This is a genomic window from Halomonas sp. A40-4 (assembly GCF_015767635.1).
Lineage (GTDB): Bacteria > Pseudomonadota > Gammaproteobacteria > Pseudomonadales > Halomonadaceae > Vreelandella > Vreelandella janggokensis.
On sequence record NZ_CP065230.1, the window covers coordinates 354,182 to 366,014 of the forward strand.

Consider the following 11,833-nt stretch of genomic DNA (forward strand, 5'->3'; position numbering starts at 1 on the left):
TTATGCGCAGTGCGCTAGGCTAACGTCATTAATGGACAATTGGCGGAGGCTGGTGGTGATGAAACGCTATAGGCAGGGATGGCTGGTGGGGTGGCTGATGGCCGTCTCCCTAACGGTGCAGGCAAACGAGTGTCCCGGCTGGAGCACTGAACGGCTGACACGCGAGAGCCGGGCGCTGTCGGCGCAGGTAGCCGTTTGGGATCGTGCCTACCATGATCAGGGCGTATCGTTGATTGACGACGCGCTCTACGATCAAGCCGTGGCACGTTTGGCTGAATGGCAGAGGTGCCTGGGTAAGGTTCCCAGTCACCAACCGTTGACCCGCATCACCAGTACCCGCGACACTCGCGCTCATCCTTACGCGCAAACCGGCCTTGAAAAAACCGATAGCGAAGGGGTGAAACGCTTTAGCAGCCGCCGGAATAACCTTTGGATACAACCCAAGGTCGATGGTGTGGCGGTCACGTTACGCTACCAGGAGGGGGAACTGGTAGAAGCGGTGAGTCGTGGTGATGGCGAGCGCGGCCAGGATTGGACGGCCCGTGTCCGTGAGTTGCCTGCTGTGCCCAATAGGTTATCCACGCCGCTTTCCGGCGTTCTGCAGGGCGAGCTGTATTGGCGTTTGATGGATCATGTCCAATCACGAAACCCTGCCACGGGGGCGCGGGGGAATGTCGCCGGCGCGATGGCCCAGCAAGCGCCGACGCCGCAAACCCGAGAGCAAGTGGGACTGTTTATCTGGGGGTGGCCTGATGGCCCCGAGAATATGGCTGATCGTCTCGCACAGCTAAGTGCTTTAGGGTTTGATACTGCCGACTATACCCACCGACTTGATGATCGCCGTGATGCGGCTTATTGGCGGGATAAATGGTTTAACGGGCCGTTACCGTTTGCCACTGACGGCGTCGTCCTCAAGCAGGCCGAGCGCCCCGGCGTACGCCGCTGGTCATCGTCGCCACCGGAGTGGGCGGTGGCCTGGAAATACCCCGCTAAGCAGGCGCTGGCAGAAGTGCGCGGCATTGAGTTTCGCGTCGGGCGCACCGGGCAAGTGACGCCGCTGGTATGGCTCAATCCAGTACTGTTGGAAGGGCGGCGCATTAGCCGTGTTTCATTAGGCTCCCTGGAGCGCTGGGAATCACTGGATGTTCGCCCCGGCGACCAGGTGGCGGTCACCCTGGGCGGACTGACGATTCCACAGATGACCGAGGTGGTATGGCATACCCAGGAGCGTTCACCGCTCACGCCGCCATCACCGCAGCGCTTTCACCCGCTGAGCTGTTTTGAGTTAACCCCCGGCTGCGAAAGCCAGCTGCTGTCGCGGCTCACTTACCTTGGCGATCAGTTGAAGATGCAAGGGATTGGTGAGGGGACCTGGCAAGCGCTGATGGAGGCGGGCGTGGTCACCCGCTTATTGGGCTGGCTGAGCCTTGAGCCAGCCGAGCTTGAGCAGGCTTACGGTATTGGCAATACTACCGCCGCTTCGTTGATGGAGCAGTTTCAAGCCGCGCGCTTCGCCCCTTACGCCACTTGGCTTGAAGCGCTGGGGATGCCGCCCGGCGGTAGTGCTCGCTTGGGCGACTGGTCTATCCTGGCGGGCCTGACGCCTTCCGAGTGGCAGGCCCAGCCGGGTGTTGGCCCGGTGCGTGCCGAAGCGCTGGTGGCGTTCTTTAGCCATCCCGACGTGCAGCAGATGGCAGCGCAGTTAAACGAAATAGGGGTTGAGGGTTTTTAACCCATTGGGTGGTCGGCGGATTAAAGCGTCTACCCCAGCCCCGTCATGCGTAGCATTAAACCGAGATAGAGCGGAATTAGCAGCGGCGCAAGCAGTGTCGTGACCAGCACTGCTAAGGCGCCTTTTTGGGGCTGGATGCCCAGTTCCATGGCCACCACCACGACATTGGCGGCCATGGGTACCACGCCCATTAACAACAGTGCCAAGGCCAGTTCCGTGGAAAGTGGCGCCACCCACTGCAGTATTAAAACGGCCGCTAGCATGACCAATGGCCACATCAGGTAGCGCAGTCCCAAGCAGGAAGCGACAAAGCGCGTATCCCAGGCGGCAAGCGTCACTTGGCTTAGGGTCATGCCGATAATCATCATCCCCAGCAACGTGTAGGTGGCGGGGAACACTTGCAGGGAACTCATGACCGTGGCGGGGACGTTGATCTCAAGGGCGCTAAGCAGTAACGCTAACAGGAAAGCGTAGATAAGCGGTAAACGAGAAATCTTGATCAAGCTCTCGCGTATCGAAAAGCGACCGCGGGCGCTGAGGTAAAAGCCCACGGTAAATTCATAGATATTAATCCCCAGCATGCAGAACAGGTAAAGGGTAACGCCCTCGGGGGGTAGCAATATCAACGCAATCGGCAAGCCAAAGTAGCCGGTATTGCCGGTTCCCGAGGAAAATGCCAGCAGGGCGGCTTCCTGTTCGCCAAAGCGGTGGCGCGTGACGCGTTGTACCAACAGTGCCATCAGGCTCGCGACAATGAACAGCGCTAATGTGAGTAGTAAGTAGTCAGGCGTTGGACCGCCGTTCATCAGCGCGCGAAAAATGGTAAAGGGAGCGATCAGATAAACTAGCAGCGTGGCAATCGGGCGAGGGTCGAGCTTGAGCCGTTGGGCGGCTAGCCAGCCTAACCCCACATAGCCGAGTAACATGAGTAGCGGCCCAACCAATGCCCCAGGTGTAAGGTCCATTTACCCTCCGGTAATAAGAGTAGTCACTGATCAACATGAGCCGAATTAAAGGCCGAGCGTGGAATCTTTCATTAGCCTCAGCGCAACGGAACAGCGAGAATACCCCAAAATATCATGACTATTGTCACATTATGAGGAAATCCCATGAGCCGCCACGAGCATCCGCTAGGTATTAGCTTTGAATTCTTTCCTCCGGGCACTGATGCCGGGCGCGACAAGCTAATCCAGACACGCGATGAACTGGCCGCCCGCAATCCGCGGTTTTTCTCGGTTACCTACGGTGCCGGTGGTTCGACTCAGGCGCGTACTCGTGAGATTGTTCGCAAGGTGAGTCAGAGCGGTGTTACGACTGCCCCGCACCTGTCCTGTATTGGGAGCGAAAAAGCCCAACTGCGCGATCTGTTGACCCAGTACCGAGAAGAAGGCGTCGACAGCCTGGTGGCCCTGCGTGGCGACATGCCATCCGGTATGGCCAGCATCGGTGAGCTGCGCTACGCCAATGAGCTGGTCGAGTTCATTCGCGATGAAACAGGCGATCATTTTGATATTGCCGTTGCTGCGTATCCAGAATCTCATCCACAGGCCCCGAATCTAGACAGGGATGTGGAAAACTTTGCGCGTAAAATGAAGGCGGGAGCCAACATGGCGATTACCCAATACTTCTTTACCGCGGATGCCTATTTCCACTTTGTTGATAAAGCCCGCGCATTGGGCGTTGAGCAGCCGATTATTCCGGGCATCATGCCGATTACCAACTACACCAAGCTGGCGCGCTTTTCCGACGCCTGTGGCGCGGAAATCCCCCGCTGGATTCGCAAGCAGCTGGAATCCTACGGCGACGACAGCGAAGCCATTGCCGATTTTGGCACCGATGTCGTCAGTCGACTCTGCCAGCGTTTGCTGGATGGCGGGGCACCGGGCTTGCACTTCTATACCCTTAATCAGTCCAAGCCGGTGTTGAAGGTTGTTGATAACCTGAGCGGCTAGGCCGATAGATGAACCCGAAATACAAAAACCCCGCTCAGTTAACTTTGAGCGGGGTTTTTTAGGCTTCGCGTTTAGCGACTTGAGTCAATTAGCCCGTTTGCGGCGTCTTGTTGCCACCGCCGTGCTGTTTACGCTGCATGATAAACAGGATGGCACCAATGACCAGGCCTGCTACATCGGTATAAATACCGCCGTAAATCATGAAGATCGCACCTACCAGCATGACGATACGCTGGAGTGTATTCACTGGACCGAAGAACCATTTCTGGACCATGCCCGATAGCAATACGATACCCAGTGTTGCGGTAACCCCGACGCGCAGAATCTGCATGGCAGAGCCTTCCATCAACATGGCCGGGCTGTAGAAGAACATGAACGGCACGATGAAAGCGGCTAACCCGATCTTGAAAGACGCCACCGAGGTGCCCATGGGGTTGTCGCCGGAAATACCCGCTGCCGCGTAGGAGGCAAGTGCCACCGGTGGGGTAATGGCGGAGACCACCGCAAAGTAGAACACGAAGAAGTGGGCAACCAGAGGTTCAATGCCAATGTTGATCAAGCCAGGCGCGACGACCGAAGCCGCCACGGCATATGCCGCCGTGGTGGGCATGCCCATCCCCAGCAGAATACTGATCAGCATGGCGAATACCAGAGCCAGAAGCTGGCTGACGCCTGCCAGACCGAGCAGCAGCGACGAGAAACGTGCCCCCACGCCGGTCAGCGAGATAACACCAACGATCAAACCCGCACAGGCACACACAGCGATGATCTGAATTGACATGGTGCCGGCCAGTTGGAGCGCTTTCAGAATGGCACGAAGGCCCATTTTGTTAGGTGAAATCCAACTGACAACCGCTGCTGATGCCGTCGCCAGAGTCCCCGCACGAATCACCGAATAACCCATGAACAGAGCAACGATCAGGATGATAATGGGGGCAAACAGATAGACCTGCTTGATCAGCCGGGAGAATAGCGGAATCTCTTCTTTGCGCATGCCGCGCATGCCTTTACGGGCCGCTTCAAAGTCGACCATGAAGTAGACGGATGCAAAGTAGAGAACGGCAGGAATAATGGCGGCAATGGCAATCTCGGTATACGGAATACCGGTTACTTCGGCCATGATGAAGGCGCCCGCGCCCATGATCGGGGGCATGATCTGCCCGCCGGTAGAGGCGGCCGCTTCAATCGCGCCCGCACTTCGCGCGGGGTAACCGACCTTTTTCATCAGCGGGATCGTCAGCGAGCCGGTCGATACGACGTTACCGGCGGATGTGCCGTTGATCATGCCCATCAGGCCCGACGCGAAGATAGACACCTTGGCCGGGCCACCGCGAGCTCGCCCAGCCGCCGCAAAGGCGAAATTGACGAAATAATCGCCCACTTTGGAGGCCTGCAGAAAGGCAGCGAAAATAATGAACAGAATAATGTAGGTCGACGATACGGCAGTGGTGGGCCCGAGAATGCCCGTATCGGTATATACCTGGCTGAAGAACCGCTGCAGCGAAAGGCCGGGGTAGCCCAGAAAGCCGGGCAACGCAGGACCTGCAAAAACATAGGTCAAGAATACCGCTGAGATGACCACCAACGCCAACCCGGCGACGCGGCGGGTCAACTCCAGAATCAGCATGGAGCCTGCAATTGCCGCCCAGGAAATACCTGACGGGGCAAAGGACGTGCCGGTCGACATGCGTATGTTGGTGTTGAACGCCACCAGCAGATAGCCTGCACTGGCGGCCGCGCACACCATGAGCACCAGATCTGCCGGATTAAAGCGATGGCGGGCCTGACGATAAAACCATGACAGTACAATGGCACCGGCGGTGGTCGCCATGAGCGGATAACCGTAATGCCAGTTCTCGACGCTGGGGTCGATACGCATTGCTTCGCCACTGAGGGTCTGGTGCATCAGGAACACTTGCACAAGTGTATAGGTGGCGGGAACAAGCAGCGCGTAACTTGCCCACTTCAAGGCAGCGCCAGATGCCTGGTGGTCGTCTTCGGCAAAACGAGCACCTGCAAATAACCCGTAACCGAGAATAAGCGCACCGGCTATGTGCAAGATACGAAACGACCAAGTTTCCAAAGGAAACACGTTAAGTGAAATCAGGTGGAAACTTGAATAGGCAATGGCTAACGCCGCAAACAAGAAAAACTGCCAGCCGGTAAAAAGACGGCGGTTGGATTCAACAATCTCTTCATCGACACCCTCGACAATAGACTCAGGGGCAGATTCAGCATCCTGGGCATCATCCTTGAGGCCGTTGGGTTCTTGGTCGGTTTTGTGACTCATTAGAGTTCACCCTCACAGCAAACAAAGGGGCATTAGCGAAAACTGCCCCAGCCAATCTTGATTGGCCGGGGCAGGCGACAACAAGTGTTGCTTACTTGATCATGTCTTCGTCGATCTCGTAGCCGTTCTCTTCATACCAGCGAGCGGCACCGGGATGGAAAGGCAGCACAGTGTTGTGCTTGATGTTTTCCGGAATGGTGGTAGCTGCACTGCGGTGGACCGACATCATGCGGTCGTTGTTTTCCATAGTGGCTTTGGTGACTTCGTAAACAAAGTCTTCAGGCAGGTCGCAACCGGCGATGGCAAAGTTCCACATGGAAACGGCGCGGGCGTCTTCTTCCAGCGTTTCATAAGTGCTAGCCGGGATGGAGAATTCCGCCACAGGGAAAGCGTTCATCACCGTTTCCAACTCTTCTTCATTGAACTCGATGATGTTTACATCGGTTTGGACTTCGAGTTGGCTGACGGCCGGGATGGGGATGCCAGCGGCAAAGGCGATGACGTCCAGCAAGCCGTCCTGCAGCTGACCACCCAGGTCGGACCAACCGCCATTCCGGCGTTCAAAGTTGACGCCTAGCTCTTCCAGCATTGCCGGGAAGTAGGTGTCAGACGTGGACGCCGATGGGCCAAAGCCGATACGTGCGCCATCGGGAATATCGGAAATTGATTCAATGCCGCTGTCGGAGAGCACGGTGATTGAGAACGGGGTTTCGTACATCGGGAACATCGCGCAGACGTTGTCCATTTCCAGTCCCGGGGCGAGGGGGCTTTTGCCGTTCACCGCATCGGCAGCCGGGCCCATGGTGGCCAGACCAAAGGCGGCATCGCCGTTATGCACCAGTGCCAGGTTCTGGGTAGGGCCGCCGGTCACCTCGCCACCGCCTGAGATGTCTAACTCATCAGCGATAAAGTTGGCCCAGCCGGAGCCATAAACGAAGTAAGTACCGCCCTGGCTAGCCGTGCCAACGGTGAAGTTGTCCGGCCAGTCTTCGCGGTCGGCATGGACGCTACCGGCCGCCAGAATCGCGCTGCTGGTCAGTAATGCCAATGTGGTCGGTTTAAAATTGCGCATGGCGAATTTCCCTAGTTGTTTATTGAGGTTATTAACACGCCGGCGGTATGCGAGTGAGGCAACGCCACCAGCGGTGAGCTATAAACTAGAGCGATTGTCGTGCCAAAAAAGGATTTTGTTTTTAAAAACAGAGGCTTAGAATTTTTGTTTTCAACGTTAGTCGTATAGAGGCAAGAACAAAGTGTCTGGGGTTGCGCACGGTACGCATGGTTTTGTGTGCGTTAATCCGCACACATGAAGGCGTCGTGAAAGTAGGACAGCGATCTTTCAATCGCTATGAGTCGGACGATTTGTGGTCTGGATCCATGATCCGCACAGGCTGTATCTCATTCTGGGCGGGCTCCGGACGGGCTTGATTGACGCGGGTGGTCAGCTCGCTAGGTGCTTCATCCTCAATGGGTAGCTGTTCGAAAAAATCACAGCTGACGCACTCCCGGTAACGAATACCGTTCTGCTCCCAGGCACGAATGCGATCCATGGCCGCACAGCGCGGGCAGGTCACGCCTGCAATAAAACGTTTTACGCTCGACATCATCAGGCTCCAATGGCGCGCCCTCAAAGGAGGGCGCGCTCAGGTAGGGGGCGGGTTTAAGCGGCACGGATCCCGCTATGACGTAATAACGGGTCGACGCTGGGTTCGCGGCCGCGAAAGGCTCGGAATATGTCAGCAGCATCGCGTGCGCCGCCTTGCTCGAGAATCTCTTGCCGGAAGCGCTGGCCGGTAGTGGGGTCAAAGATACCGGCTTCTTCAAACGCGCTCCAGGCATCGGCCGATAACACTTCTGCCCATTTGTAGCTGTAGTAACCCGCCGCGTAGCCGCCTGCAAAAATGTGCCCGAAGCTGTTTTGAAAGCGGTTGAAGGACACAGTGGGGACCACGGAAACGCTCTGGCGTACCTCGTCGAGTAGCGCCTGGACATCGCTGGCGCAGGGAGAATCGAGCTCGTGGTGCAAGCGCAGGTCGAACAGCGAGAACTCAATCTGACGCGCCATGCCCATGGCTGACTGGAAGTTTTTGGCGGCCTGCAAGCGCTCTAGAAGAGCCTCTGGAAGTGGGTCGCCGCTGTCGACGTGGCCGGCTATCAGGTCGAGCCCTTCGCGTTCCCAGCAATAGTTTTCCATGAACTGGCTCGGCAGTTCGACGGCATCCCAGGCGACGCCGTTAATGCCTGAGATGTCAGCAATGGTTTGCTTGGTCAGCATATGGTGCAAACCATGGCCAAACTCATGGAACAGCGTGGTGACTTCATCGTGGGTCAGCAGCGCGGGCTTGTTGCCGACTGGCGGGGTGAAGTTGCAGGTAAGAAAAGCGACGGGAAGCTGCAAACCATCATGCGTCTGGCGGCGTACCCGGCAATCCGCCATCCAGGCACCGCCACGCTTGCCTTCGCGGGCATACAGGTCAAGGTAGAAGCCGGCAATCGGCTGATCATTGTCGGTGATCCAGTAGAAGTGCACGTCGTCGTGGTAGTGCGCAACGTCAGTATCTTCTGCAAAGCGTACGCCATAGAGCCGCTCAACCACCTGAAACAGCCCATCGACGACTTGTGGTGCAGGAAAATAAGGGCGCAGCTGTTCTTGCGAAATCGCATAGCGTGCTTCGCGCAGTTTTTCGCTGGCATAAGCTACGTCCCAGGGTTCAAGCGTCTCGATACCCAGCTCATTACGCGCAAATTCGCTGAGTTCGGTAACTTCCTGCCTGGCTTGAGGTACGGCGCGGTTCGCCAGATCGGTCAGAAACGTAAGCACTTGCTCAGGCGAGTCGGCCATCTTGGTGACCAGCGAATAGTCGGCGTAGGTATCAAAGCCCAGCAGGTGAGCGAGCTCTTGGCGCAGCGTCAGAATTTCTTCGAGAATGGGCGCATTGTCGAACTTATCGGCGTCTGGCCCTTGGTCGGACGCGCGGGTGACGAAAGCGGTATAGACTTCGCGGCGCAGTTCCCGGTTATCGGCATAACTCACCACTGGAAAGAAACTGGGAAAGTCGAGGGTGATACGGAATCCATCGATGCCCTTGGATTCCGCTGTCGCCTTCAGCGTGTCTAGCGCGCTTTGCGGCAAGCCCGCCAGCGTGTCTGCATGTTTGATATCTTTGTGCCAGGCCTGTGTGGCATCGAGCACGTTATTGGAAAATTGGTTGGATAGCATCGAAAGGCGCGCCTGAATGTCGCCGTAACGGGCTTTTTTATCGGCGGGCAGGTCGACGCCCGCCAAGCGGAAATCGCGTAGCGCGTTATCGACAGTGCGCTGCTGGGCCGGGCTTAACTGAGTCCAGGCAGACCCCGCCTTGAGCGCTTGCCAGCCATGAAAAAGGCCTTCATGTTGCCCCACCCAGGTACTGAACTCGGAAAGCTGTTCCAGGCAAGTTTGGTAGGCGTCGCGAAGCTCAGGCGTATTCATGGTGCCGTTGAGATGCGAGACCGGGGACCACGCCTGGGTGAGCCGGTCGTTAACGGCCTCAGTAGGCTCGGCAAACGTTTCCCATGTAGGGGTTGTTTCAGCGGCCTGCTGAGCAAGGCGATCAATTGTGTCACGACTTTCGCTGATCAGGGTTTCAACTGCTGGGACCACATGCTCAGCGCGAATATCTGTGAAGGGGGGCAGCGAGTGAATCTCGAGCAGCGGATTGCGGGACATAGTCACCTCTTGGGGTATCGTGGGAGCGCGACAAGCGCTGTCATGTCGTTAGAGTGCGGGCGAACGTGGGTTGTTTCAATGCTGGGGCACTACCTTGACTTGCCTTCAGCCCAGTGCCTGTTAGTCTTGCGGGCTTTTAAGGGCACCAAGGCGGGAATCATCAATGAGTAAAACGCTAGAACGCTGGGGGTCAAAACGGGCCTTTATCCTGGCGGTAACGGGTGCTGCGGTGGGGCTGGGTAATATTTGGCGCTTCCCTTATGTGGCTGGAGAGAATGGCGGCGCGGCGTTTTTATTGATTTACGTGGCCTTTGTAATATTACTCGGTATACCCGTGATGATGGCAGAGATTTTAATTGGCCGCGCCGGACGCCGAGGGCCCATGCAGGCACTGGGGGCTCTGGCGGCGGAAGCGGGTGCCTCACGACACTGGCGTTGGCTGGGCCTTTTCGGTGCTTTCACGGTGTTTTGTATCCTGTCGTTTTACTCGGTGGTATCTGGCTGGTCCATCGAGTTTTTGGTGGCATCCATCAACGGCAACTTCAGGGGCGCCAGTGCTGCTGAAATTGGTGCTGGTTTTGATGCCTTTCTGGCGAATCCAGGCCTGCTGATCTTTAATCATACGCTGTTTCTGTTGATGACCATGGTGGTTGTCGCGGCGGGCGTTGCCAAAGGCCTGGAACGATTAAATAATCTGTTAATGCCTCTTCTGTATGGCCTATTGCTGTTGCTGGCGGCCTATGCGGCCACGACCAGCGGTTTTGGTACAGCCCTGTCCTGGCTATTTTTACCTTCCTTGGAAGCGCTAACGCCCTCCGTTGTATTGCATGCCATGGGGCATGCCTTTTTTACCCTGGCAGTGGGGGCGTGTGCATTGATGGCTTATGGTGCCTATATGCCTGACGAGCAGAGCCTGCCACGGGCTGCCGTGGCGGTTGCAGTATTGGACATCAGCGTGGCGCTACTTGCCGGTATTGCGATATTTTCGGTAGTGTTTTCCCAGGGCATGGATCCTGCCGATGGTCCAGGGCTCATGTTTGTGACACTGCCGATCGCTTTTTCAGAGCTACCCTGGGGGTCGCTATGGCTGAGTGTGTTCTTTCTACTGCTACTGTTAGCGACCTGGACATCGGCGATCAACCTGGCCGAGCCCATGGTGGCCACATTACAAGGGTTTGGCTGGCGGCGGAGCGTCTCAACGGCCGTCGTGGCGCTTAGCGTGTGGTCGATTGGTCTGCTATCGGCGTTGTCGTTCTCTACGCTCGCTGACTTTCGTCCGCTGTTAGGGCGTAACGTATTCGAATTGGTAAGCAGTATTCCACCGGATATTTTCCTGCCGTTAGGCGGCCTGTTGATCGCGATCTTTGCCGCCTGGGTGCTGCCTCGCAGTGCGGCCGCAGCCGCATTGGGCGTGGGTGAGCGCGGTTATCTATGCTGGCGCAATGTGGTTCGCTGGGTGTCGATACCGCTGACGCTTATGGTTCTGCTTAGCGGGTTGCTATAGTGGGCCACCATCTGCATCTAAAGTGAGGAGCATGCAATGAGCAGTGCGTTGAGAAGCTTCAGTAGCATGACGCCGCGTCTGGGCGAGCGGGTGTATATTGACTCGGCCAGCGTCGTGATTGGTGACGTCGAACTGGGTGACGACAGCTCGGTGTGGCCGATGACAGTGATACGGGGTGATATGCATCGTATCCGTATCGGTGCCCGCACTAGCGTCCAGGATGGCAGCGTGCTGCATATCACCCATGCCAGTGACTACAATCCCGAGGGGTTCCCGCTTACCGTGGGTGACGACGTTACCATCGGCCATAAAGCGATCCTTCATGGCTGTACACTGGGAAGCCGTATTCTGGTTGGCATGGGGGCGATTGTCATGGATGGTGCCGTGGTGGACGATGAAGTCATCATTGCCGCCGGGGCGGTCGTGACGCCGGGCAAGCATCTGGAAAGCGGCCATGTTTATGCGGGTAACCCGGCCAAGGCATTGCGTCCTCTAAAAGATAAGGAGCGCGCTTTCTTTGCTTACACCGCGGGTAATTACGTCAAATTGAAAGATCGCTTCCTTGCCGAATCAAGTGACACTTAAGCGATTCATTCCCCTCTTTTTTTGTTGGAAAGTCGTATTGTATCGACTGGAAATCTGTTAA

The 11,833-nt window shown here is 56.8% G+C and carries 9 protein-coding genes; 4 read left to right on the forward strand and 5 right to left on the reverse strand.

Annotated features, from left to right (window positions below; genetic code table 11):
• Positions 1–58 precede the first annotated feature (58 nt).
• Positions 59–1,732 (forward strand): NAD-dependent DNA ligase LigB, encoded by a 1,674-nt coding sequence (ligB, locus tag IT895_RS01775; RefSeq protein ID WP_233337328.1) that lies wholly within the window; start codon positions 59–61, stop codon positions 1,730–1,732.
• 29 nt (positions 1,733–1,761) lie between these two features.
• Here the strand turns inward: ligB and IT895_RS01780 are convergent, their stop codons facing one another.
• Complete coding sequence (locus tag IT895_RS01780; RefSeq protein WP_085917720.1) at positions 1,762–2,697, reverse strand: AEC family transporter; 936 nt, start codon at positions 2,695–2,697, stop codon at positions 1,762–1,764.
• Positions 2,698–2,841: 144 nt separating this feature from the next.
• Between IT895_RS01780 and metF the strand changes: the two genes are divergently transcribed.
• Positions 2,842–3,684: a methylenetetrahydrofolate reductase [NAD(P)H] gene (gene metF / locus IT895_RS01785; RefSeq protein WP_199284530.1), complete on the forward strand. Its 843-nt coding sequence runs from the start codon at positions 2,842–2,844 to the stop codon at positions 3,682–3,684.
• A gap of 88 nt (positions 3,685–3,772) precedes the next feature.
• Here the strand turns inward: metF and IT895_RS01790 are convergent, their stop codons facing one another.
• From IT895_RS01790 to prlC, 4 genes are all read right to left on the reverse strand, one after another.
• Complete coding sequence (locus IT895_RS01790) at positions 3,773–5,974, reverse strand: TRAP transporter permease (RefSeq protein ID WP_199284531.1); 2,202 nt, start codon at positions 5,972–5,974, stop codon at positions 3,773–3,775.
• Between the two features lie 91 nt (positions 5,975–6,065).
• Positions 6,066–7,046 carry a TAXI family TRAP transporter solute-binding subunit gene (locus IT895_RS01795; protein ID WP_085917723.1) on the reverse strand — a complete coding sequence of 327 codons (981 nt, stop codon included), beginning with the start codon at positions 7,044–7,046 and terminating at the stop codon, positions 6,066–6,068.
• Between the two features lie 274 nt (positions 7,047–7,320).
• On the reverse strand, positions 7,321–7,578 hold the full coding sequence (locus tag IT895_RS01800; RefSeq protein ID WP_085917724.1) for a YheV family putative zinc ribbon protein: 258 nt from the start codon (positions 7,576–7,578) through the stop codon (positions 7,321–7,323).
• Between the two features lie 56 nt (positions 7,579–7,634).
• A complete protein-coding gene (prlC, locus tag IT895_RS01805; RefSeq protein ID WP_199284532.1) occupies positions 7,635–9,683 on the reverse strand; it encodes an oligopeptidase A in 2,049 nt (682 codons plus the stop codon).
• Between the two features lie 163 nt (positions 9,684–9,846).
• Between prlC and IT895_RS01810 the strand changes: the two genes are divergently transcribed.
• Both IT895_RS01810 and IT895_RS01815 read left to right on the forward strand, forming a co-directional pair.
• Complete coding sequence (locus IT895_RS01810) at positions 9,847–11,187, forward strand: sodium-dependent transporter (RefSeq protein WP_085917726.1); 1,341 nt, start codon at positions 9,847–9,849, stop codon at positions 11,185–11,187.
• A 36-nt stretch (positions 11,188–11,223) separates the two neighbouring features.
• On the forward strand, positions 11,224–11,772 hold the full coding sequence (locus IT895_RS01815; protein WP_085917727.1) for a gamma carbonic anhydrase family protein: 549 nt from the start codon (positions 11,224–11,226) through the stop codon (positions 11,770–11,772).
• Positions 11,773–11,833 lie beyond the last annotated feature (61 nt).

Excerpts from the sequence above, each read along its gene's own strand:
- ligB (WP_233337328.1), top strand. The coding sequence starts at position 59 with ATGAAACGCTATAGGCAGGGATGGCTGGTGGGGTGGCTGATGGCCGTC.
- IT895_RS01780 (WP_085917720.1), bottom strand. The coding sequence starts at position 2,697 with ATGGACCTTACACCTGGGGCATTGGTTGGGCCGCTACTCATGTTACTC.
- metF (WP_199284530.1), top strand. The coding sequence starts at position 2,842 with ATGAGCCGCCACGAGCATCCGCTAGGTATTAGCTTTGAATTCTTTCCT.
- IT895_RS01790 (WP_199284531.1), bottom strand. The coding sequence starts at position 5,974 with ATGAGTCACAAAACCGACCAAGAACCCAACGGCCTCAAGGATGATGCC.
- IT895_RS01795 (WP_085917723.1), bottom strand. The coding sequence starts at position 7,046 with ATGCGCAATTTTAAACCGACCACATTGGCATTACTGACCAGCAGCGCG.
- IT895_RS01800 (WP_085917724.1), bottom strand. The coding sequence starts at position 7,578 with ATGTCGAGCGTAAAACGTTTTATTGCAGGCGTGACCTGCCCGCGCTGT.
- prlC (WP_199284532.1), bottom strand. The coding sequence starts at position 9,683 with ATGTCCCGCAATCCGCTGCTCGAGATTCACTCGCTGCCCCCCTTCACA.
- IT895_RS01810 (WP_085917726.1), top strand. The coding sequence starts at position 9,847 with ATGAGTAAAACGCTAGAACGCTGGGGGTCAAAACGGGCCTTTATCCTG.
- IT895_RS01815 (WP_085917727.1), top strand. The coding sequence starts at position 11,224 with ATGAGCAGTGCGTTGAGAAGCTTCAGTAGCATGACGCCGCGTCTGGGC.